This is a genomic window from Paenibacillus sp. 2TAB19, assembly GCF_052115185.1.
Classification (GTDB): domain Bacteria; phylum Bacillota; class Bacilli; order Paenibacillales; family Paenibacillaceae; genus Pristimantibacillus.
This window is the reverse complement of record NZ_JBFRGE010000019.1, coordinates 57,183-81,968: the sequence shown is the minus strand read 5'-3', so window position 1 is coordinate 81,968 and position 24,786 is coordinate 57,183. Positions and strand designations below refer to the sequence as shown.

14 protein-coding genes are annotated in these 24,786 nt (G+C 53.4%); 7 read left to right on the top strand and 7 right to left on the bottom strand.

Annotated features, from left to right (window positions below; genetic code table 11):
- Positions 1-5: 5 nt before the first annotated feature.
- Entirely contained in the window at positions 6-545 is a 540-nt protein-coding gene (locus AB4Z33_RS11110) for a hypothetical protein (RefSeq protein WP_442049995.1), read from the bottom strand.
- A gap of 184 nt (positions 546-729) precedes the next feature.
- Between AB4Z33_RS11110 and AB4Z33_RS11105 the strand changes: the two genes are divergently transcribed.
- Together AB4Z33_RS11105 and AB4Z33_RS11100 are read left to right on the top strand one after the other, a co-directional pair.
- Entirely contained in the window at positions 730-3,378 is a 2,649-nt protein-coding gene (locus AB4Z33_RS11105; RefSeq protein ID WP_442049994.1) for a LuxR C-terminal-related transcriptional regulator, read from the top strand.
- 87 nt (positions 3,379-3,465) lie between these two features.
- Positions 3,466-4,707 (top strand): NAD(P)/FAD-dependent oxidoreductase, encoded by a 1,242-nt coding sequence (locus tag AB4Z33_RS11100; protein ID WP_442049993.1) that lies wholly within the window; start codon positions 3,466-3,468, stop codon positions 4,705-4,707.
- A 92-nt stretch (positions 4,708-4,799) separates the two neighbouring features.
- Here AB4Z33_RS11100 and AB4Z33_RS11095 read toward each other — a convergent pair whose 3' ends face one another.
- A complete protein-coding gene (locus AB4Z33_RS11095) occupies positions 4,800-7,151 on the bottom strand; it encodes a helix-turn-helix domain-containing protein (protein ID WP_442049992.1) in 2,352 nt (783 codons plus the stop codon).
- 310 nt (positions 7,152-7,461) lie between these two features.
- Between AB4Z33_RS11095 and AB4Z33_RS11090 the strand changes: the two genes are divergently transcribed.
- From AB4Z33_RS11090 to AB4Z33_RS11075, 4 genes are all read left to right on the top strand, one after another.
- Entirely contained in the window at positions 7,462-9,045 is a 1,584-nt protein-coding gene (locus tag AB4Z33_RS11090; protein WP_442049991.1) for an extracellular solute-binding protein, read from the top strand.
- A gap of 80 nt (positions 9,046-9,125) precedes the next feature.
- Entirely contained in the window at positions 9,126-10,025 is a 900-nt protein-coding gene (locus AB4Z33_RS11085) for an ABC transporter permease (RefSeq protein WP_442049990.1), read from the top strand.
- Between the two features lie 20 nt (positions 10,026-10,045).
- Positions 10,046-10,915, top strand: a complete 870-nt coding sequence (locus tag AB4Z33_RS11080; RefSeq protein ID WP_442049989.1) for a carbohydrate ABC transporter permease — start codon at positions 10,046-10,048, stop codon at positions 10,913-10,915.
- Between the two features lie 62 nt (positions 10,916-10,977).
- Positions 10,978-15,513 carry an Ig-like domain-containing protein gene (locus tag AB4Z33_RS11075; RefSeq protein WP_442049988.1) on the top strand — a complete coding sequence of 1,512 codons (4,536 nt, stop codon included), beginning with the start codon at positions 10,978-10,980 and terminating at the stop codon, positions 15,511-15,513.
- A gap of 382 nt (positions 15,514-15,895) precedes the next feature.
- On the opposite strand, the gene AB4Z33_RS11070 is transcribed toward AB4Z33_RS11075, so the two are convergent.
- The 4 genes from AB4Z33_RS11070 to AB4Z33_RS11055 are packed head-to-tail and all read right to left on the bottom strand — an operon-like array spanning position 15,896 to position 22,778.
- Positions 15,896-16,879, bottom strand: a complete 984-nt coding sequence (locus tag AB4Z33_RS11070) for an alginate lyase family protein (protein ID WP_442049987.1) — start codon at positions 16,877-16,879, stop codon at positions 15,896-15,898.
- 49 nt (positions 16,880-16,928) lie between these two features.
- Positions 16,929-20,927, bottom strand: coding sequence for a glycoside hydrolase family 2 protein (locus AB4Z33_RS11065; protein ID WP_442049986.1), 3,999 nt, complete (start codon positions 20,925-20,927; stop codon positions 16,929-16,931).
- 44 nt (positions 20,928-20,971) lie between these two features.
- Positions 20,972-21,658, bottom strand: a complete 687-nt coding sequence (locus tag AB4Z33_RS11060) for a hypothetical protein (RefSeq protein WP_442049985.1) — start codon at positions 21,656-21,658, stop codon at positions 20,972-20,974.
- Complete coding sequence (locus AB4Z33_RS11055; RefSeq protein ID WP_442049984.1) at positions 21,627-22,778, bottom strand: glycoside hydrolase family 88 protein; 1,152 nt, start codon at positions 22,776-22,778, stop codon at positions 21,627-21,629. The genes AB4Z33_RS11060 and AB4Z33_RS11055 overlap by 32 nt, the downstream gene beginning before the upstream one ends.
- A gap of 119 nt (positions 22,779-22,897) precedes the next feature.
- Between AB4Z33_RS11055 and AB4Z33_RS11050 the strand changes: the two genes are divergently transcribed.
- Positions 22,898-23,773 (top strand): AraC family transcriptional regulator, encoded by an 876-nt coding sequence (locus AB4Z33_RS11050; RefSeq protein WP_442049983.1) that lies wholly within the window; start codon positions 22,898-22,900, stop codon positions 23,771-23,773.
- Positions 23,774-23,781: 8 nt separating this feature from the next.
- Here the strand turns inward: AB4Z33_RS11050 and AB4Z33_RS11045 are convergent, their stop codons facing one another.
- Positions 23,782-24,651, bottom strand: coding sequence for a helix-turn-helix domain-containing protein (locus tag AB4Z33_RS11045; protein WP_442049982.1), 870 nt, complete (start codon positions 24,649-24,651; stop codon positions 23,782-23,784).
- Between the last annotated feature and the right edge of the window lie 135 nt (positions 24,652-24,786).

The window sequence follows — 24,786 nt, the reverse complement described above, 5'->3', positions numbered from 1 at the left end:
AATTCCTATCTTATTTCGCCTTTCATATTGGCAGACAAGGCGGCTTCCCTTGCGGCATTGTGGGCAAGTCTATGCAAGTAGTTGTTTTTCTTGTGTTTGCCCATATACTTGATTCGAATGTCGACCTCGGGGAACAGGCGATTGAGATGGGCTAGATAGGCAAGCAATTCGTTTCTGCCTTGCTCGTCATGCGGATGCGCGAAGCGGTCCTGTGCAAGGATACGCAAAATACGGCTGCAATCGGTAAAAACGACAGCCGTTTTCGGCCGAAGCTCCAATAAGGCCTCGGATAGGGTTTCAAGGCTTAGCACGATGGCCTGCATTTCGCCGTAGTTCGAACCTTGATCCCGCTCGAATGGCAGCTTTTTAGACGATATCATTACGGTTCGGCTATATACCGCGCAGCAAGCTGCTCCGTAATCGTTTCGCGCAGCGAAGCCTGCATAATCGCAGTACAGGAACATCGTTCCTTTATTCACGATATGTTGCCGCAGACTAGGGCTCGCGAGAGCTTTTTTGATCAACCGGTCCTTGTTTGCATCCATGAGCGCATCTCCTATACATAGTCGGTACAGAGCGTTATTGAATATGCGATCAGGATAATCCGAAAGGCTGACATTTAAACCGCAAGAAATCATTTATGTTCAAAGCACCGGGTGAATAGGGAGGAATATGACCGCTTATTCGTGAATACTTCGTAATATGGAAAATGCGAAAAGGTGAATGGATATGACGGAATTTGATAAAGCGGCGTTCGAGACGCATCAGGCGGAAGGGCTGCTGAAGACGAAGCTCTATTTGCCCGATAGTTCCCCTTCACATATAGCGCGCGACAGATTGAATCAACAGCTTGAACGTTCACGGGGTGCTCGTCTTACAACGGTTGTCGCACCGCCCGGGTTCGGCAAGTCGACGCTTGTAAGCAGCTGGATTCGGCAAGCGGGTCTGAGCAACGGCTGGGTGTCTCTTGATGCCAAGGACAATGATCCGCTGCGATTTTGGCGTTATTTGCGTGCCGCAGTGGAGCAGACGCTCCATATTAATCTATCTGGGGACCTCGGAGGGTTCGAATCCCCTGAGAGGCTATCGGCACAACTGCTGAATACGTTAATAGAATTATCGCAACAAGACGAGCCTTTGATGCTCGTCCTCGATGATTATCATGTGATTACAACCGAATACATACACGAGTCAATGTACGATTGGCTGATCAAGTTGCCCTCATCGGTGCACCTGATGTTAATCAGCCGGCATGAAATCCCAATTCCGCTAGGCGCTTTGCGGGTCAATGGAAGACTGAATGAGCTTAGTCTATCGGATCTGCGTTTCACTGATGCAGAGATAGATTCTTATTGGAACAAACAGACTGGAGCCCCTCCGGATCGCATGACCCATGGCCATCTCGTTCGTAATACGGAAGGGTGGGCGGCGATGCTGCAGCTTTCGGCACTGTCCTATTCTAGTGGATCATTAGGCGGCGTGATCAAGCCGCTGACCGGTCGCAATCGGCATGTGGCCGATTATTTGATGGAAGAAGTATTCAGTCATATGACTGAAGAGACGAAGCGATTCTTGTTCCAGACCTCGATACTTGATCGATTATGCCCTTCTTTGTGCAGTGCGGTTATGAATGAATCCGATAYGAGAGACAAAATGCAGCAGCTCGTGCGCCGGGGATTGTTTCTGATTCCCCTTGATGATGAACGAGAGTGGTATCGGTATCATCATCTGTTCGCGGATTTCCTGCGCGTCAAGCTTCAGGACGAAGACCAGGCAGCGATCGCGTTGTTGCACAGCCGAGCGGCTGCATGGTATGAACGACACGGCTTCCTGGAGGAAGCCATTGAGCATGCGCTATCTGCTAATGAGGAGAGCAGGGCGTCCACATGGATACAGCAGCATGCCCATGTCTGGTTGAAGGGAAGAGAGACGGCCATGCTTCGCCGCTGGCTGGAGCGGTTGTCTGCGGATACCGTGAATGAGCCGGGCAATCTGCTGCTTTTGCTCTGGATTGATCTGATGGATGGAAGGACGGCATTGGCCGAGGTCCTGCTCCGCAAGCTTAATACGGCATTAGAGAGTATGAAAGCAGATCCGCACACCTTGGGATTCGTCCGCATGCGGGAAGAGGTCCGTATTATTGAGAACTTTCATTYGGTCATGAGCGGCAACTTCGATCGGGCTCTTGCGCTCATTCAAGAGTACGGGGAGAGAGAAGACTTGCCTGATCCCGAGACCCCGCTGCTGCTTAGTCTGGGACTTGAACTTAATGAAGGAACGGTACCTTTTATTCGAGGTAAATTTGGATTTAGAGGCCGGATTAATAATGCCGAGAGCTATCATCGCGCCTACGGTGAATTTATCGAGAAGAACGGTATGCATGAAAGTACCTTTACATCCTACCAGCAGACGGCAATGGCCGAGATTTGTTATTTGAACAACGAGCTGCCGCTCGCGCGAAGTTATGCAGAAGAAGGACTTCGGTTGGGCAAAAAATTCGGTATAATCGGTTCTTACGTTCCGTCTGTACTCCTATTATCGAATATTCTAATCGCGGAACGGCGTATTCAAGCATCGCTTGACCTCATAATCGATGCGATGGAGCATTTGCGCATTCAACATCAGCAAACTTCGACCTGGTATAACATGCTTGCAGCAAAGACGGCACTGCTTGAGCTTCAATTAGGGAACACGCAATTTGCACGCGATTGGGCGGATGAGCGCAAACGGAGGTCGGCAAGAGGGTCTGTTTCTAGCAGTGACTTGTTCCCTAACGATGAAGATTTCATTTATATTCAGATCTTAATAGGATTAGGAGATTGGGAGGAAGCCTTTGATATAGCGCTTGATGCAAGGACTTTCGCAGCAAAACGAGACAATCCATTAAGCGAGCTCCAGGCGCTTCTCCAGCTTAGCGAGCTGCACGCGAACCGGAACCATTCGGTTGAGAGCGGACGTCTGCTGTTTTCAGCGGTTCGGGTTGGTTGCCAGTATGATTGCATCCGGCCGTTTCTGGACGCGGGACCTGCTATTATGCAGCGTCTGGGCAAATATGAGACGATTTCTTCACTTTCCTCCGTGTGGTCCGACAAAGAACGGGCTTTTATCCAAATGCTCGGTCGTCATTCGGGAACTGCAGGACAGGGGGATATGCAGGCCGTCACCAAAGTGTCCATAGATGCCTTAACTGCGAGAGAGAGGGAGGTATTGCTCCTCATGGCGCAGGGGTTATCGAATAAAGCCATTGCAGCGGAGCTTGTTCTGACGGAAGGTACCGTGAAGCTTCATCTTCACCGGGTGTACAGCAAGCTTCAGGCACAGGGTCGGGTACAAGCTATCCGTRTTGCGGAGAATAGCGGGCTGCTCGGCAAGTTATAACCTTCTTCTATATCTTTCGATAGACGCTGACCATACCTATACGGAGGTATGATGGGGGCATAGCGAAAGCGAGGAGGAGAAATAACGGTGAGAACGGATTACGATATCATTATTGTCGGCGCTCGAATTGCGGGAGCGACGCTAGCGTATGAACTGGGGCGTGCCGGTTATGATGTGCTGCTCGTCGATAAAGGACATTTTCCAAGTGACGTGTTATCCACCCATAATGTATTCAATAATTCACTCGCGATATTAAGAGAGATGGGGGTATTGGATAAGCTGCTCGCCACAGGGACTCCGACTTATAAGCGGGCCTATGTACAGCTAGAGGATGCCGTCATTGAAGGGACTTTTCCCGAGGTGAATGGAGAATTAGAATGCCTATGCATTCGTCGGACCCATTTGGACCATATATTATTCGAGCATGCTTGTTCGCTGGATCGCGTCCATGCTCTGCAACAGTTTCGGGTGACTGGGCTGCTGCGCGATGGTGAGATTGTGAATGGTATCGAGGGCGTGCATCCCAGTGGAGATGCCGTGCAATACAGGGCCAAGCTTGTGGTAGGCGCGGACGGCAGACGATCAACGATACGCGCATTGGCTGGGAGCAAATGCTTGACGTCAACGCCTACCGACTTTGCTTCTTATGTCGGTTACTTCAAAGGATTTCGTCAAGATGATGGTCCTTGTTCGGAATTTTATAAGCTAGGGGAATATATCGCGATCGTGTTCCCGACCAGTGATCAGCTTCATGTTGTCGGATTGATGTTTCCGTTTACGAACACGGACTTGCTCAGCCGTATGAAGGAAAATGCGGAGACGGGCTTCCAAGAAGCCATTCAGACCGGTTTCGGAGAAACGTCCTTTGCCCAGAGACTGGGGGAAGCCGAATCTGCGGGGCCGATTCGGGGGTTGCTCGGTTATGACAATGATTGGCATGAAGCAATGGGCAAAGGGTGGGCTTTGATAGGCGATGCCCTTACGTTCAAGGATCCCGCGGTCGGGCAGGGGATGCATGATGCCATGTATAGCGCCCGAATGCTGAAGGAGGTTCTTGTCAGGCACGGGCTGGAGAACTTCGAATGGGAGAAGATGGCGTCGCATTATGAAAGAGAGCTGACGAGCAAGTTTCAGCCAATGTTCGGATTAGCTTGCGAAATGACTCGCAATGTTCCGTATACGCATGAGCAAAATGCAGTCAATCGTATCATCGCCGCTCATCCCAAGGCAACAAGCGTTTTCCTCGGCATGTATAATCATGCGAACGAGCCTGCTGAGCTGGGAAGGCTGATTGGTGAAATGCTGTCAAATCCTATTGTACAGGAGTAACTGTAATCCCGGGAAACGATGACATTAGCGATACAGATGAGGAAAGCCCCGAGATCCTGCCAGAAACAGGAGCTTGGGGCTTTCCTCGTTGTTCAAGAGTGCTCGCCTACTTGGCTATGAAGCTTGTCGGCGGCTTGCTGCTGCCGGTACTGCCCCGGGGTGAGACCTGTGCGGGTTTTGAATATTTTATTGAAGTAGCTTACGTTCGCGTACCCGATTTCCTTGCATATTTCCTCGATGGAAAGTCCCAGCTGCTGGAGCAGCTCCATCGCCCGCTTGATGCGAAGCTGGATCAAATAATCGCCTACGGTCATTCCCGTAGCCTCCTTGAAGATGCGGCTCAAGTAGGAGGAGCTGCGCTGCACATGTTCGGCTACCGTATCCACGGAAATGTTTTTGTTGAAGTTCGCATCCATATAATCGGTCGCCAGCTGCAAGGTCACGTCGGTCATCTTGGAGCGTTTCTCCCGATGATAGTCGATAATCCGGTCGYACATTTCCACGAGGCAATGCTCCATATCGTACAGCGTTTCGGCGCGTGCCAGCACTTCCGTGTAAGCCGTCCGGTCGCCGAATACGGCGGACATATCGCCCCTTGTCTGAACGAGCGTTTTCACGATTTCTCCGCTCAGCTGGAAGAACAACTGCTGGATGTTCGCCTTGCCCAGCTTCTTGTCGATCGCGGTCTGCGTGATTTGGCGGATCGTCTTGAAGCATTCCTCCTTATCCGTCTGCAGCAGCGCTTGCTGCAGCTTCGTCTCCAGCTCATACGGATAATAATAAGCCTTTTCCTCCGCCTTCCAATCTTCAATAATAGCGTACGGAAGTATTTCGCCTTTGCCGATGTACATTTTCAAATTCAGCGCTTCAATCGTATCTTCATAAGCCGAGCGGACCGACTGTTCCCCCGTGTAGATCCGGCTGACGGCGATCGTAACGGATATGCCATACCGGGAAAGCACATGCTGCTTCAGCTTCTTGGCCTGCTCCAGCGGATAGTCGTCTGCCTCTATGGGAACGGAGAGAAGAATGACCGTCCGCTTGTCGTCCTTGGCGAACACCTCTCCGTCGATATCCGCGCCAAGCTCATCCATAAGCCCGTATCGCAAAAGATGAAAATGGAAGATGCCTTCGCTGCCCTTCACCGGGTAAGGCTCCTCAAGCTCGAGCGTCAGCATGGCATACCGGTCCCAATCAAGGCGCAGTCCCAGCAATTCCGCCGCCTGGTTGGCTGCGCCTTCGGGACTGCGTTCATCGTCGTTTCCGCCTTGAATAAGATCGTTCAGGTATTTCTCTTTAATGGCCGTACGGTTATCGGTAAGCAGGGAATCGACCTGCCGCTTCTCCTTCATCAGCGTCTCCCAATTGCGAATCATCTGGTCGAAGCGGTGACGGATGAAGCCCGCTTCGTCGCCCGCCGGAACAGGCGAGCCGGTCTCGTCGCGCCGGCTGTCTTCGGAAGCGCCGATATAAGAGATGACGCTTTGAAGCGGCCGGTACAATCTTCTGGATAAATAGAAGGAAATCGCGATAGCGGCAATCAAGTAAACCGCCGCAACGGTGGCGACAATGGTTTTGATCCGGTCCATCCCTTGCAGGAGAACGGAACGCTCCGTAATGTCGACGAACCTCCAGCCGGTCAGCTCCGAGGTCGTATAGGAGACGATCCGGTCGGAATCGTCGATGTAGGAGCCGCTTTCGGCGCTTAGTCTGCCAAGGTCAATCCGCCGATGCAGAGATTCGCCGGCAGCGGGCTCCGCATCGGAATAAAGCAGCTCGGAGTCCGGCCCCAAGACGAGGGTCGTGCCTTTTTTGTTATGATAGTGGCTTAAGTAGTCGTCGAACAGCAAATCCAGCTTCAAATTAATGACGATGGCGCCGTTCACTTGGCCGATCAAGGGCATTTTCTGAAGCAAGGTGGCGGCGGGATGATCCGGCGCGAAGCCGTTCGGCCGACCCGTGATCCACGTCGTTCGGCTTTCCGATTGCTTGCTCCATATATCCAGCCAAGAACGGTCCGCGAAGGTGGAGATGGGGGACGTCTTGATTTCGGGACGGGACGTCAGGACAAGCTCCAGCGGAGCGTAATATAAATAGATGGAGTCGATGTAAGGGCTTATTTTTTTCTGCTCTTCCACGAAGCCGGTCAAATCAATCAGGGAGCTGACGCTTAATTTGCTCCCTTTCGTCTGGTACAGGTACGACTGGGTCGCGATCATGCCGGTCGCATTATATTTGATAGCGGTCAGCTCCTTGTGAATGAGCTCCTGCTGCTGCGTCAGGATGGATTCATTGTACGCGATGGCGTTCTGGATGCTGTTGTCCGCCGAGATCGAATAGGTGACCGTGGCAATGAGCGCGACGGTAATGACGGCAATGGCGGTCAAGGTAAGAAGCAGCTTGACGAACATCGTATTATGCTTGATCGAACGGTTTCCCGGCATCGCATTCACTCTCCTGTGATCTCGGTTGGTTGCGCTTACATTTTCGAAAATCAATTAGTGGCGCCAATAGGGGAATTATATCACAGTTGCGCGGAGCGGGAAGCGGATGCCCGAAAAACATACGAAAAACGGAAAAACATAATTCGGTTCAATCGGCCGAAAACGCCAAAAACATAAAAAAGGAGCGAAAGAAAGGATTGTGAACGCCGCCGGAGAAGGCTATCGTAAATATTGTAACCGCTCCCATTACCCGGCCGGGAGCAAGAGCGAGGATGCGGTCATCATACCGAATGCATAGGGGGAGATTCTTTTGCAATTTAGACGGAACAAATTAAGCAATGCCTTAATGGCAGCTATCGTGGCGGTCGGCTTATTGGCAGGCTGCAGCTCCAACGCAAACGACACTACTAATCATACGAACAATCCAAATGTCAGCCCGAACCCAAGCAGCACAGATGAAGCAGCGGCGGAGCCGGTGGAAATTACATGGGGCATCCACTTTCAAGCTGCCGGAGTCGTAGAGAACTCCCAGGTTCAGAAGTGGCTGGAAGAGAAGTTCAACGTGAAGATTAAGCCCGTGAAGGTGACCGATGCGAGCATCGCGTCCGGCGACATTCCCGACATCTTCATGCTGGGCGATCCGGCCAACGTGGCGGCGTACCAGAATCAAGGCGTTCTCATGAGCATCGATCCGAACATGTTAAAGGAGAAAATGCCGGAGTATTACACCGATATCGAGAAAAACAGCAAGCTGTTCCAAACCGTTACGTTCAATAACGAGCTATGGGCGATTCCGATGTTCATCGATCTAAAGCCTTATGACCTGGCGATGCTCTGGCGCAAGGATTGGCTGGATCAAGTCGGCATCACGAAAGTACCGGAGACGCTCGACGAGTTCGAGCAGGCGGTGTACGCATTCGCGCAGAAAGACCCTGACAACAATGGCCAAAAAGATACGTACGGTTTGACCGGTACGGCAACGTCCACCTGGTCCTCCGGCTTCTATTCGATCTTCGGGGCGTTCGGCGTGGAGCCGACGATGTGGCATGAGAAAAACGGAGAAATCGTCAACGGCTCCGTCATGCCGGAGACGAAGGAAGCATTGGCTAAGCTGCGTCAATGGTATGCGGACGGCGTCATCGACCCTGAATTCATTACGGATACGCAGGATTCCTACCGCAAGAAGCTCTACAATAACCGGATCGGCGTCATCGAGGAGCAGATTGCCAAAGGCGCGCTTCCGGAATCCGGTACCGTGACGGAGATGAAGTCCTTGAATCCGGAATCGGAGCTCGTATTCGCGAAGAATCCGGTAGGCCCTGGCGGCGACGGCTCATGGGATTGGGGAGTGAAGAGCAACTTTGTCGTCATCGGGAACAAGGTGAAGGACCAGCCGGAGAAGCTCGCGAAGCTGTTCGAAATCTTGCGCGCGCAAAGCAGCGACGAAGAAACGATCAATATGACGACCCTTGGATTGAAGGGGACGCATTGGGATTTCGTGGAGAGCGGAGCGATTTCCGGCGCTACGAAGTTCTTGTCCAGCTTCGAAAAGCAGGAGCAGCGCGACCAAGAAGGCATCCGTCTGTTCTCCCTCGGCAACATTACGACGCAAGCGTACCGTCAGAAGTATTCCAATCCGAAGCTGAACGAAGCGATCGGAACGTATTCTTCCGCACCGGGGCATACCGATGCGCTGTTGTTCTCGGCATTGCCGTCTGACGGAAAATACAAGAGCGATCTGACCTCGCTGATGCAAAAATATTTTGCCCAAATTATTAGCGGCGAAATTGCGCTCGAAGAATTCGATAAGTTCGTCACGGAATGGAAGGCAAGAGGCGGCGACGAGCTGACGAAGGAAGCGAACGAGATGTACCAGGCGCAATTCAAAAAATAACCGATTCCGCCGACCCGCAAGGGCTGGTTAAGGCTTACGGCTCTTGCGGATAAGGCGGCGAAGGTTCAAGGAAGTGTAGCATGAAAACCATACGCAAGCATGGAGAGCTTTTTACGCTGTTTCTGTTTTCCTTTCTGTTTTTCTTCATTTTCAAATACGGTCCGTTGTATGGCGTCATCATCGCATTCAAGGATTTCCGGGTGGTAGACGGGGTATGGGGAAGCGCGTGGGTGGGGCTTCAGCATTTTCAAGAGCTGTTTCAAAACAGCGACTTCTACCGGCTGCTCAAAAACACGCTGCTCCTCAATTTGTACCTGCTGCTCTTCGCTTTCCCGGCTCCGATCGTATTGGCGCTGTTGCTTAACGAGGTTCGATCCCGGTATTTCCAACGATTCATTCAGACGACGATGTATTTGCCCCATTTCGTTTCTTGGGTCATTATGTCAGGGCTGATCATCTATTTTCTATCGCCGACGACCGGCGTCGTAGGGGATATCGTAGGATGGTTCGGCGGAGAGCCGGTCTTCTACATGGGAAAGAAGGAGTACTTCCGGTCAATCGTCGTCGTGTCCGCCATCCTGAAGGATCTCGGCTGGGGCTCGATCATCTACTTCGCGGCATTGTCGGGTATCAACCCGGAGCTGCAGGAATCGGCCATCATCGACGGCGCGAACCGCTGGCAGCGGATCATTAAGATTAATATACCGTCGATCATGCCGACCGTGGCGATCATGTTCATCTTGAGCTTGGGCGGCTTCTTAAGCGCGAACTTCGAACAAATTATCAATATGCTTAACCCGGTTACCTATGAAACCGGCGATGTTATCGACACTTACGTATATCGGGTCGGTCTGCAGCAGTTCCAGTACAGCTACACGGCGGCGATTGGCTTATTCAAGTCGCTGGTCGGTCTTCTGCTCATATTAGGCGCGAATCTGACCGTAAGGAAACTGAGCCGAGKGGAGAGCGGGTTATGGTAGAAGCAGGAGGAAAGTCAGTCATGAAAGCCAAAAAATGGCAGGATCGCATTGCGCCTGCTATGATCTACGTCGTATTAACGATGCTTGCGCTTGTCGTCGTATATCCGTTCATTCATGTGATCGCGGTTTCCTTCAGCGGCCGCGGAGAGGCGCTTCGGAGCGGATTCCATTTCTTCCCCCGCGATTTCGAGTGGACGGCTTACCGGGAGCTGCTGGACTATCCGTTCATCTGGTCGGGCTATGCGAATACGCTGTTCCGGATGGGCGTAGGTACTGCTCTGACGCTGCTCGTCACCGTCTGCGCCGCATATCCGCTGTCGCGGCCCGATTTTCCGATGAAGCGCGCTTTGGTGCTGCTCCTGCTGTTCACCATGATCTTCGACGGGGGCATCGTACCGAATTACTTGTTAATCAAAGAGCTTCATCTGCTGAATTCGCTATGGGTCTATGTATTGCCAACGGCGGCCAACGCCTTCCAAGTGCTGGTAATGCTTTCGTTCTTCCGTTCGATTCCGGACGCCTTGATCGAAGCGGCCCGCATCGACGGGGCAAGAGATATGAAGATTTTGTTCCGCATCGTGCTGCCGCTATCGATCCCGTCGCTGGTGACGATCGGACTTTGGTCGCTCGTTCATCATATCAACGCCTTCATGGACAATCTGCTGTACGTGACCGACCAGTCGAAGTACGTGCTGCAGCAAGTCATACGGCAAATTCTTATCGAGAACAAGCTGGACCCGTTCACGACGGCAACGAACCTGGTACCGCCCGCGCCGGAGAGTCTGAAGATGGCATCCGTCATCGTATGCTCCTTGCCCGTGCTCGTGATATACCCGTTCTTGTTGAAATACTTCGAGAAAGGGACGATGATCGGATCGGTGAAAGGTTAAGATACGGGAACCGAAAGGTTCCCTCTTCGGATATTCCATCTCTAAGGAGGCATGAATAAAGGATGAAGAGAAAATGGAAATGGATGAGCGTATTATGGATTATGACTCTGATGATGAGCAGTTTCCCCGCTGCGGGCGTGCAAGCCGAGGAGTACCCAAGTCCCGGAGCCGTATTTTACGTATCCCAAAATGGAAGCGATTCCAATACCGGGTCGATGGCCTCTCCTTTCCTTACGCTGGAGAAAGCCAGAGATGCGATCCGCGGACTGAAGCAAAGCCCGGCGGGGCTACCCGACGGCGGCGTTACGGTCTATCTTAGGGGCGGTAATTATAACCGGGTCGGAAGCTTTTTGCTGGAAGAGCAGGACTCGGGGACGGCGGACAAACCGATCACCTACCGCGCTTATCCCGGCGAGTCCGTTTCGCTGAACGGCGGACAATTGTTGGACAAAAGCTGGTTCGTCCCGGTAACGGACGCTTCGGTTCTTAACCGAATCATCAGCACCGATGCCAGGTCGAGGGTCGTGCAAGTTGACCTGACGGCGCACGGCATTACCGACTTCGGCGTTATGAGCCGTCACGGCTATTACAAAGCCAACGATGTCAGCCAAACCCCGCCGATGGAGCTGTACGTCGAGGGTCAAGGCATGACGCTAGCAAGATGGCCCAACAACGGAACGGTCCAGATGGGCAACATCCTCGATCCGGGCCCGACCCGCAAGGATTCTGATCTTCAGACACGCGGAGGGACCTTTACCTACACGTATGATCGGCCGGAGCTGTGGACCGAAGCGGACGATATATGGCTGGACGGGATTTTCGGCTACAGCTGGGAATGGTCGTACAACCGGATCGCGTCCATCGACACGGCGAATAAATCGATTACGTTGGCTTACGGCGAGATGAGCGGCCTGTTCAAAAACTGGTATCCCGACTTCCATTTTGCCCAGAACTTATTGGAAGAGATCGACATGCCGGGGGAGTATTATATCGACCGAAGCCAAGGCATTCTGTATTTCTTGCCGACGGCAGCCTTTCAAGCGGAAGCTCCCGAGATTACGGTGAGCATGCTGAAGACTCCGATGATCAATGCCGTCAATACGTCTTATGTGACCTTCGAGGATCTGATCCTGGAGAACGGCCGCGATTCGGCGGCGGTCATCATGGGCGGCAGCCATGTCCGGCTGGTGCATTGCGAGATCCGCAACTTCACCGAAGGCGGCGTAAGGATCAATACACAGAGCCGATGGTTGTATGACGATTTTGCCAAAGCTTCAGGCGTGAACCATGCGATCATCAGCACCCACATCCACCATGTCGGCGGAACGGGGGTCATTCTGAACGGCGGCGACAGGCTGACGCTTGCGCCGGGCAATAACGTGGTGGAGAACAGCCATATTCATGATTTTGCCTACTATCATAAAGCGTATAACCCTGCCGTCATCCTTACCGGGGCGGGTAACCGCATCTCCCACAATGAAATCCACGACGCGCCTCACCCGGGTATCCTCATCTTTGGCAACGACCATCTCGTGGAATACAACAATATTTATGACGTGTGCAAAACGTTCTCGGACCTTGGCGCCATCTATATGAATTTGGGCGCAGCGCCGCAGGAACGGGGAACGGTCATCCGGCGCAATTATTTCCATCACATCGGGGAGGGCAAAGCCGGCGTACAGGGTGTGTATCCGGATAACTTCACGATGGGCATTACCATAGAAGAAAATATATTTTACCGGATGGGCAATTCCGCCATTCTGAACAACGGCGGCGCTCATATCCGCACGCGAAACAACCTCTTTATCGACGCCAAAGTTCCGTATGATTATGCGGATCTGTACTTGGGAGACGGACCGGAACAGCAAATTTCCAAAAACTATATGGGTCCGTGGCACGCGCTGTTCGATCGATTCAACGATTTCGTAGGAATGCCTCACTTGACGAAATATCCGGAGCTGGCGAATTTCTTCACGGAGAACCGCTATTATCCGGACACGAATACGTTCCAGAGCAACGTCATCTACAATCCGACGAAGCCGAGAAGCAGTACGACGAACGCGAACGGAGCCTACGATAAGTTCAATCTCGTGCAATACGCGAACAACTGGATCACGAATCAGGATCCGGGCTTCGTCGACTTGGCGGGCGGCGACTTGAATCTGAGGGCTGATGCGGCGGTGTTCCAGCAAATACCGGGCTTTCAAGATGTTCCTTTCAGCGACATGGGAATTGTAGGCAAGGCCGGGCCTTATCTGGCTCCGGACGTCATTCCCGTCACGGACGTCGAGCTGTATGACGATACGATTACGATCGGCATCGGGAAAAGCTATTCCCTGTACTCGGCGGTGCTTCCTTGGAACGCTACCAACGATACGCTGCTGTTTACCTCCAGCGATGGGGCGGTCGTGAAGGTCGATGCGGACGGCAAGCTGAAGGGGGTTAGTCTAGGGGAAGCTACCGTTACGGCGGTTTCCGCTGACAATCCGCTTCTGCGGKACGAGGTTCAGGTCATCGTCGAAGTCGGAGACGGCATTATGGACTTTACGAATTTCGAGAACGGCCGTAATAGCTGGCCGAGCGACCCGAACCGAAGCATCGTCGAAGGGGACGGCGGCAACCACGCGTATAAGCTGCTCAAAGGAGCGACCGCGCTGAACGAGAACGACTTCAGCCATTACGAGTTGACCTTCAAGCTGAAGACGCCGCCGGTCATCCCTGAACTGGCTACGTTCTACGTGTTCGACCGTTTGAACCCGGCCGGCAGCGGAGGCCGAATCGGTTACCGGAAGTATGCGGACGGCACTTCCTCTTGGCTGCTCTACAACTCGGCTTGGGCTACCGTCAAGCAGAATACGCTTGCTTCTCAGGATCTGCTGCCGGATACGGAATAMGATATGAAAATCATCGTCAAAGGGGCCGAGATCAGCGTCTATGCCGACGGGGCGCTTAAACTGAAAGCCGTCGATCCGACGTTTAACCCTTCGGGCAAGGTCGGGTTCTATGCGGGCGGCTTCGACTATCTTCTGTTCGACGATATCAGATTCAGCGTACCGACGACGGATGTAGCCGGCTTGCTGCTGGATAAGAGCAGCGTCAATATGGTGGTGGACGAACAGCAGCAGCTGCAGGTTCAATTCGATCCGTCGGATGCCGCCGACCGTTCCGTCGTATGGCAATCCGCAGATCCGGACATTGCCTCTGTCGATGAGAACGGTACGGTTACGGCTCTAGCGAAAGGGGAGACGACGGTTACCGTTACGTCTGTCGCCAACCCGGCAGCTTCGGCTTCGGCCATGGTTACGGTTTCGGACATCCTTCATTTCACGGATTTCGATTCGGGCGCGAACGGCTGGCCGGTCGACCCGAACCGAAGCATCGCGACGGTTGACGGCAACAAGCTGTATAAAATCGTGAAAGGCGCTTCGGCGCTTCATCCGAAGCTATTCACGAATTACGATCTGACTTTCAAGCTGACTATGCCTGCTGAAACGCCGGCTCAGGGGACGTTCTACGTGTATGACCGCAACGCCTCCGGCACCTCTGGCAAGATCGGTTACCGCAAGCTGGCCGATGGCACTTCGCAGTGGATCCTGTACGATCCGACGTGGGCCGTGCTTCAAACGAACAACGTTGCCGCGGAGGACTTGCTGCCGAATACGGAATACAACGTTCGAGTCGTGGCCGATGGCGCGAGCATCCGCGTGTATGTGAACGGGGAGCTGAAGCTGAACGGTTCCGATCCCAAGCACCATGCGTCGGGAACGGTCGGTTTCTATGTAGGGGGGTTCAACGAGATGCGGTTCGACGATATCACGTTTACGTTGATCGATCGGATTGCGCCCGTAACGACAGCCGTTGTTACCCCGGAGCTGCCCGAAGGGTTGGATGGCTGGCATGCGGGACCCGTGACGGTCGAGCTGCATGCGGCGGATGAAAGCTCCGGCGTGTCGGTCACGGAATACAGCGCCGATGGCGGAGTGACGTGGCAGCCTTACGGGGAACCGCTGATTTTCAGCCAGGACGGCAATCATACTTTGAACTATCGCTCGGTCGACATCGAAGGGAATAGGGAAGCCGCCAAAACGTTGAGCTTTAAGCTGGATGCCAGCGCTCCCGAGCTCAACGTCTCGGGACCGGAGGAGAGAGCTTATGCGGGAACGGAAACGATGACTCTGTCTTGGGATGCCGTCGATGCGTTGTCCGGAGTGGATTCCGGCAGTGCTGCCGCTTTGCTTGATGGTCAGCCTGTCATGTATGGAGCGGCGATTCCGCTGTATACGCTGGCTTTAGGCTCGCACACGTTCACGGTATCCGTTAGCGACGAGGCGGGAAATACGGGGGAAAGCACGGTAACCTTCTCTACCTATACCGACGTAAACACATTGAAGGCGCTTGTCGGCCAGTTCAAGGAGATGTCGTGGATAGACAATCACGGCATCGCGAACAGTCTGATCCAGAAGTTGAATCATGGTCAAGTGGAAGCGTTCATCCATCATGTCGAGGCCCAGAGCGGCAAGCATGTCGAGGCGGAAGCGGCTGCTTATCTGCTGCGGGATGCTAACTATATCTTGGCCGGTATGGAATCGGWAGAATAAAGTAAAGGAGGCGCCCTGATAGCCGATGGCTTGGGGCGCCTCCTTTATCTCATTCAAGTGAGGCTATCTATATTGGATATCTGCAGTAACTTGGTTTGATGGGAGCGTGGTTGGAGCGCCCCAAACTCCCAAAAGTTACTGCGAGAATCCAACATAGACCGAGGACTGAAAGAAAAGACTCGCAGCGAAGTAGCTGCGAGTCTTTTAACTAGATGGAGGTGATTGGATTTCATACAGGCTAATGGGCGAAATGACGACAAATAAGCAGTTTGGTTGGATTTCGTGCAGGCTAATAAGGCGACGTTGGCGGAAACGAGAGAATTGGGCGTATTAGGCTGTATGTTCTCCAATCAAAGGTACTTGCTTACTCTACAGAAAGCTTTTAGGTTGGAAGCTTTCCACTCAAAACCAAATGCAGCTCCGGGAACACCCACGCGTAGGATTGAAAATAGCCGCTGCTCCTATTCCGATTGCCGATGATCGGACGATAGGGAGAGACGAATCGATCGTATTCGGAATCCTCGTACACCGCGGACATCGCCTCGAACAAATCGAGCGGCCATGTATCGGAAGCGAGCGGTGCCGGAACGTTCTGTTCCTTGTCGTACGGCCATTCCTCGGCGCGGCCGTCCGCGTAATAGAGCAGGGTGTCGAGCGCTTTCTTGATGGTTTTGCCGCTTGGCGTCGCCCAGCGGAACAAATCCTCGCCGGTAAAGTCCAGAATCTGCTTACACGCAGCCGTAAGTGGAGCGAGGGCGAAGTAATGGTACCAGATGGCCTTCGTTCCTCTTGTTGTTTCTTCCGGAATGAATCCCGATAAGGCAATCGAAGCATCGATGTGCTCCTTGAAATGGTCGACTTGCTCGGCGAAGCGATCTTTGTCGCCGAGGAAGCGGAACAGAGAGAGCTGGGCGTATAAGCTCCAGCTCCACCAATTGTTCCGGAGCGGGATGCGATCCCACTCCGGCAAGCAAACCTCGGTCATCCAACGGACGAAGAGGTCGCGTTGCTCCTTACGCAAGCCCTCATATTCGCTGATAAGCAGTGCCGCTTGTATAAGTCCTGTTCCCAAGTAGGCGGACACGAGCGGGCCGTCATCGCCCGCCAATTGCTGATTGACAGCCGCCCAGCCGGAGATTAGCTCTATCGCTTTGTCGGCGTAGGCATTGACGCCCGTCAGCCTGTACGCCATCGCTGTCRTAAAGGCTGCCTGAGCGTCCGCTTCCATAAGGCGCTTGGCAACCTGATGTCCAGCCGCATCGAAATAAAAGCCGGGAATGGTCCATACGGGAACGGCATGGCAGCGAGCCGACAGACTTTCGTCGGCAAGCCGGAGCAGCGCGTCCGAAGCAGTCGAGTTATTCATAAGCGCGTGTGTTCCTTTCCCTTAACATGATTATGGAATTCCGCCATTCTTATTTGGGCTCCACTTCATCAATCGTCAGGCGGTACTGTAGATTTCTCATATAGGTACCGTCCGTATTTCGGAATACGAGGCCGAAGCGGATATCTTCTTCCGTGCCCGACACGATGGCAATAAGGCGGTTAATGCCGGCTTGCAGCTCCAAACGATCCTCGGGATCGGGGACGAGGCTGCCGTTTATATAAATCTCGTAATGGCAGTTCGCATTCACTTGCAGTTTGCCTATACGCGTTTCGTCAGCAGGATGGTTTTCCGATTCCAGCACATGCACGAAGCAGCTCAGAAACCATTTCTCGCCGCCCGGATTATAGATGCGGAAGACTCCGTCATCGCGGCCGCGCTCCTTTTTCTGCATCCAGCCGTATAATCCTTCTCCCAAATTGTTAAGCGAAAATTCGGGATCGGTATAATAAGCTCTCATTGCTTCGAAATCCATATACGACCGGCAGGGGAGCGCCATCACCTTCTCAACGGCCCACGCCGCATCACCTTTCGAACGCGTCAGAATCTCTTCTTCGAACGCCGCGCCAAGATTGGCGAGCAGCCTCGTATACAGGCGGATGGACTTATCGCTCTCCGGCTCTAGAAGGAGCTGGGATAACAGAATGCGCCCTGCGCCCGATTCCGTCAGCAGCACATAATCTCCCGAAGGCTGCGCCTTGTCGCGATTGAGCTCCACGAGAGCCAATCTGCTGTATTCATCCGTATGCTGCCCTGCAAAATAATCCTTCCACGCCGTTCCTTCTACGCTCGCGCAAAGCGCAATCGTACCGGCTGCCGCCAAGCTGTACGAAGCGAGCGGACGGTTCACGACTTCCCGGGGTGACAGAAATACTTTGTCGAAGCCGAACAAGTCGACCGGGCTTAATCCTTGCACTTCCGGCAAGCTGTAGTCGGCCTCCAAGTGATACGTTTCCTGTTTGCGAAGCGTGACAGGACGCTCCAGCAAAGCGCTCAAAACGGTTTCCTGACCGGCCTCCGCAGGAAGGATCATAACGTTGCCGCCTTTTGCCGCATATTTCCGTAACGCATGTGCATTTTCCGGCTTCGCGAGCAAATGAGGCTCGGCGAGTAGGAGGCCGTATACCTCAAGATAAGCTAGCGCCTGCTCCGGCAGCACGTCGAATGTCAGGTTAAGCTTGCGAAGGAAATCATCCGCTTGCCCGCCCGGTTCTACGATAGCTCCCGTGCGTACCTCGTTCGTGGCGATGTTCCCGGCGTACGCAAGCAGATTGCGCAGCAGGAGGCAGGCTTGAGGCACTTCATGGAAGCCCGCCGTAAGCTCCAGCTGATTGGCGATGAAAAGCCCATGGCGGCTCCGGTATTCGATAAGAGGCGACCACAGATCGCCGCCGTCGCCGAAATCGCCCGCGCTGCATTCCAGTATCATCGTGAAGTTGCCTTGGACGGGCTTCTCGAACGCAGCATGAACAATCGGAAGAGGGCCATCCTCGCGGAGCTCTTCGTGCCAGAACATCAGGTCATCGTTGTACAGCCCCTGAAGGATGGGATGATCATAGCTGCCGGAGTGGGCTCTTATGAAGTCTTGCCTAGACATCGCCAGATTGCCGAGGGACAGATGGAGCTGCTCCAGCATCAGAACGCGACCCCCTCCGGAGACAAAACGATTGAGCGCCTGCTCAAGCTGGCCGTCTGCATCCTCCAGCTTGCTTCCCGCAATCAGCAGATGATCCGGCGAAAGCTCCCCGATGCTCGAAGGTTCAAGAAGCTTGCACTTCGGATGAAGCGTGCTGATCAGGCTGTAATCCTGTTCGCCGCCCAAGTATACGACCGGTCTCCCTACCTGTACGGGATCGGTCTTAAGACGTGAAGGATAGAGCTTGTAGCTTATATCAAGCTCATGAACGGGTACGTCATCGTGCTGCATCACGGCGTGTAGCTGCATAACCGAAACCTCTCCGACAGGCTCCGGCTTCCATGAGACGGTTGCGGTCGAGCGATCAGCAGGTGCTTGCGCGAATTCGAGCAGTTCCTCATGAATGAGCTTGCCGCCTTGCCGTACTTCGAAAGCAATACGCGTCCGGCGCGGTTGAAGCGTATCATTGTATACGTCGAAGCTTCTGACAATCGGCTTGTCGTCGAAGAAGGAGCGGTTATACTCAATAGCAATCATGGTTGCGGGCTTGAAGGAAGCGGCCAGCATGTCGAACGACGGGTTTTTCACATATAACGGATATGGTTCCGGAAGCATGCCATTGTTCAGCGATAATGAATACCGCGGGATGACAGTCGGCTTCGGTCCCGGAGTATCCAGGCTGGAGATCGGAAGCGGAATATCCATCTCAGGCATAGCGCGCATGAAGTAATGGGCAAAGTTGAAGGTGGATATTCCGGATACGCCTTGCCGCCTCGCATATTCGATGAACAGCCGTTCTTTCTCGGCTAGTCCTATTACGCATTCATCGGTGTTCCGATACGCTGCATGCCCTACGTACATACTGCTGTTCTGAGGACATACATACCACCAGCCGCCATGCTCGCCGAATACGAGAGGCGACTTCCGCTCCCATTGGGCGATCGTGCCGTCAATGTTATAGTGCAAGCTCTCTACCTCGGTAAGCTCTTTGGGAAGGAGTCGGTTGTCGCCTTCAAGAATGAAAGGCCGTGTACCATCGAGCTCGCGAATGATGTCCATCATGGATGGGATTTGCTGCTTGAAGCCGTCGCGTCCGTCTACCCAGCGCATCTCGTTCTGCAGGCTCCATAGGATAACGGAGGGATGATTCCGATCCCGTTCCACCAATCTTCGGATATGGTCCTTGCAGCCCGCGATAAAATCGGGATGATCGGCCTGCATCGACTTGCTGGAGCCGTATATAGCGGTTTCGTCGACGATCAGCATCCCTTCTTCGTCGGCAATATCCAGGTAGTAGGAAGGGTGGGGCTCGGCGTGAAGCCTTACGCTATTGACTCCGGCTTCTCTGCACATGCGATACCAATTACGCACATAAGCTTCCGTTTGCTGCAGGGCACCTTGAAAATGCCATGAATCGCCGCGCAGATTGATCGGCGTACCATTAAGAATGAAACGGGGGCCTTCCGTCCAAATTTCGCGGAAGCCGAACCGCTCCGACACTGCATCTACGACCCTATCGCCGTCCAGAAGCTCGAGCTCCAGCCGATAGAGGAACGGTTGATCCGGATTCCATAGCTTGGGGTTCGTCCAGTCGAGCCGGAAGGTGACCAGGCCGTGCTGGGCGAGATCGATGCCATTCGGGATGCTAGTTTCGGCGCAGAGTACGGGAGCAGAAGTTGGCTTAGCGGCTTCCCGGACATTGAGCCGTACTTTGAGCGGAGGTTCGTGTGATAACGCAAGCTGACCACAAACCGAAACTCTAGYATCCACTTCCAACCGCTTTTCCCGGACTGACGTGCAAATGGCGATATCCGACAGCGTAACGGCAGGTCTGCTCTCCACATATACATCTTGCCAAATTCCTCTAGCCATGGCGCCGAACCAAGAACCGACGAGGCCGGTAAGCTTGGTTTGTCCGGAAGGCAGCGTCACTTTGTCGAAATTCCCGCAGACGACATGGAGCTGGTGCGTGGTTCCCGCCTGCACGTTTTCCGTCACATCCGCCAGAAGCGGCAGATAGCCGTCTTCCCATATCGCGATCAATTTGCGGTCCAAGTAAACGGCTGCTTTTTGCATAATGCCGTCAAACCGCAAGAAGATACGTTTTGTGCCACCCGTCATCGTATCCGGCAGCCGGAACTCCCGATGAAGAACGCCTGCATCGGCCTGCGTCCATTCCTTCGGATAACCGTGCAAATCATATGGGGAATACCCGTGCTCGGGTATTTCCCCGAAGCTTTTTCCCGAAGCCCGAACGTAGGAAGCCCTCCAGCTGGAGGGCACCTGTATTTTTCGATCGTCATAATCAAGCTCCGCTGGGAGATCAAAGCCAGAGTGGTTCTCATACAAGGGCATGAAATCCCATTCGCCGTTCAAGCATATCGATGTTCTCATCACTGTACGCTCCTCTTCCTTCGCAGTCCGTCACTCAGTTCTCGTCAAGCTTGAATCACCAAGGGGATTTCCAGCCAAATGAGAGAGCCATCCGTCTCTTCGTCCCACATGATGAAATGCGGCTCCATCGCCGCTGCCCAGTCCGAGGGCGTGCCCGAGGTGGAGAGCTTGCCTTCGTAAGGAGGAGGTTCGACGGTGGCCGGAAATTCGGAATAAAAAAACATCAGATTCTCATGAAGGGCGATCATTCCATATTTGTCCCCGTCGCCGGGGCGTTCCTCCTGGTATTGGTAATGGTAGAAAATATAACTGGCTACCTGCTCAGGCTTCAGCCGGGCGATGCGGGCAAAAGGCTTAGACGCAGTCTCGTGCCGACGCCATAGCTTCTCGCTCACAGGCTGCTGATAGTGAAAGATGTCCATCATCGGCACCCATTTTCTGGCGATGTCCGTTCCAGGCCAGTCCATCAGCTCCGCTTCGCAATCGAGGAAGAGACGAAGGGGATCGACGTGTTCCGCCGCGCTTTCGAAATATAGAAACAGGTGGGAACCCCAACGGAACAAACTAAGCTGTCGAACGCCTAGGTCTTTCATTCGGCTCTTAAGCTCGGGCAGTGTATCGCGGAAATACGATTCAGGATCGATGCCATTACGGCATTGCGCCCGGTAGTGATAACGCTGCATAAGTCGCCTCCGGTTATTATTCGCCACTCTGTCCTCGTTGCCGCTCATACCAATAGCCGGGTACTCCGCGCTCCAGTCGCATTAAAGCTTCCAGGTAAAAATAGTCGCCCCAGATGACATAATCATCCGGAGAAATATCAAGCCGGACGGCGTAAGAGCCTCGATTGAGAAGTCCTTGGGCATCTTGTTCTCCCTTCGTGGAATAGCTCTCGGCAAGCGCCGCGACCATTCGTTCGGCCGCGCTTATCAGCCAATCCCGATCGGCGTCTCCCTCTGGTAGCAACTCGGCTATTTCGAGCATGCCGGCTGCGGCGATGGCTGCAGCGGAGCTGTCCCGCTTGGTGTCCGGCACCTGAGGTACGTCAAAATCCCAATACACGACGCCGTCCTCGGGAAGCCGATCGACAAAATAACGTGCCAATCGCTTGGCCGTATTCAGCAAATCCGGTTGCCGCATATAGCGATAGGCAAGCGCAAAACCATAGATACCCCAGGCTTGCCCCCTTGTCCAAGTCGATCCGTCCCGGCTGCCCTGATGAGTGCCGCCGCGGATCGAATCTCCTGTCGATAGATCGAAGTAGAACGTATGGTAGGTGGAGTCATCGCCGCGCACGAGGAAACGACGGCTTATAGCTGTTTGCTTGGCGGCAGCTTGCTGATATCGCTCGTCGCCGGTTTGCTCGTAGGCCCAATGCAGCAGGGGCAAATTCATCAGGCAGTCCACGATGATTCGCCCGCCGTTTTGCGGATCGTCCTTAGGTCCCCATGCTTGCAGAATGCCCGGCACCTCGCGCCATCTCTCCAGCAGTACATCGGCAGCCCGCAAGGTAATCGCGCGGGATTGTTCGTCCTTTTCCACAATCCAATGGGCTTTGGTAGAGAGGGAATATAGAAATCCGATGTCATGATGATCCAGATTGACCCGATTCTCGAGACGTTCGCGGAAGCTGGCTACCGTGTTCATAGCGGCATTTCTATAACGGGAATCGTTAGTGTATTCATAAGACAGCCAGAGAAGTCCGCTCCAGAAACCTTCGGTCCAATCATTGTTCGGAGTCAATCGGTAGATTCGGTCTCCTTGGGAGCTCGTAAGGGGAAACTGGTCTTCGAACCGTTCGATATTTTGGGAAACGACAGTCAGCGCGTCTTCGATCGCTTGTGCCCACATGGCGGCAACCTCCATTTCTTTTGTGAAAAGCTGCCTCCATTATATAACCGGACGAATGATTCTAGGTTGTGCTAAAATATAGCTGAATTGCGATTCTCGTAACGTAGGGGGCGATAGAATTGGCTTCTCGCATCGAGCACGTGGACCTAGGTCACAGCAGCTTCCACTTTGCGTTTCGGGATGAGTGGAATGATGATCATTTTCTCAAATTCCATGCGCATCAAGGTTTGGAGTTGTTATTTATTCATGAGGGCCAAGGTCTAGTGGAGGTTGAGGGCGCCAGCTATGAATTGGAGGGCGGCGTGTTATTCTGCTTCCAGCCTTACCAGCTGCACCGGGTGGAAATTCCGAGCCGTAAAGATGCCAAGTATGTACGAAGCAATCTTACCTTTGATCCGCGGTACTTGGAGCCTTACCTCACTCCTTATCCGAAGCTTCAATCCTTTCTTCATTTGCTGGCCAAAGGTGCTTTGCCCACGCCGAAGTTCGCATTTGCGGAAAGCCGAATGTGTGGACTGATGGAGGGACATGCAGGGGCTATTCGGGAAGCGGGGGATGATCTGGAAGAGGCGCGCATCTTGTTCATGATTGCCTTGTTGCGTCATCTCCAGTTGTCGGTCATCACCCATGCGGAGCTGCCGCCGGAAGGCTGGTCCGTGAAGAAAACCAGTCATATCGAAGCCATTATGGATTGGATCGAGGAACATTTCAGGGAGCCGTTCCGTTTGGAACAGCTGGCCGGAGAGCTGCACCTGTCTTCCTACTATGTATCCCATCTGTTCAAGCAATACACCGGCGTATCCATTACGGATTACGTCACGGTTAGAAGAATTCGCGAAGCGTGCGTTTTATTGGGGAACTCGGACAAATCGGTGGGACAGATCGCCCGCGAGGTAGGGAGACTAAGCGCCCCATACTTTTGCAAACTGTTCAAAAAACATAAAAACATGACGCCGCTGGACTACCGATCGGCGCTGCAACATTCCGCCAAGTAGTTACTTGCTTAAGCTCGGCCTATTCGGGCAGACCGGTATTGTCCCGGCGTCATTCCCGTTTGTTTGCGAAACAAGCGAATGAAATAGTTGGCGTTCTCGATGCCGATGCGTTGGCCGATCTCGGATACGGAGAGCTCCGTGCCCTCCAGCAGCGATTTGGCTTGCTTGATTTGCAGATCATGCAAGTATTGAAGCGGGCTCATGCCCGTATATTTCTTGAGGCATCGGGCGAGATAGTCGAAATGAAAATGCAGACTCTGCGCCATATGCTTCGCGTCGAAAGGCCGGGTCAGATGCTGCTGCAGGTAGGCAATCGTTTGATCGCAGAGCAATCTGGAGCGTGGAACATACTTGTTATGCACGGCCGTTTGCAACGCTACGAACAAGCCGGCCAGCTGCGTCTGCAGCGGCAAGGAGCTTGCGGGCGATAACGTATGATGCAGCTCCAGCATCCGCTGGAGGAACGGGAGGATGTCCGGGGCGTGCACGCTTGTGAACTTCGGAATATACATGACCTGCCGGTGCGGTTCGACATCGTGATTCGTACCTTTGGCAGAAGGGAGCGACCAAGGGATGTGCCCGCTGTCGATCGTTCGAACAGGCTCTGGATGAACAAAATGAAWCCAAATGATTTCGGTTGTCTCTTCGCATGGGCGATGCCCGACATGCGTCCGGTTCGGTTCGAGCACAAGCATGGAGCCTTCCTTGATTTCGTAGGGCATGTCATCTTCCGTTATATACAACGTTCCTTTCATGACGAACAGCATGTCGTATACATCGAATGACCGGACAAAGTGCTGTTGACCGGGCGGCCAGAAGGCGTGGCCAATCAGTAATAGCTGCGGCAGCGGAGGAATCGTTAGTTCCAGGCATTGCATGTCCAGCCATCTCCTTTACATAAGGAATCTTTATCTTATTCTAGCATGCCTTACGATCCGGAAGGTAGAAATCGTGCTATAAAAAGTCGCTTATGAACCTGTGCGCTGAGCCGCTGAGCTTATATAGTTAAGCTA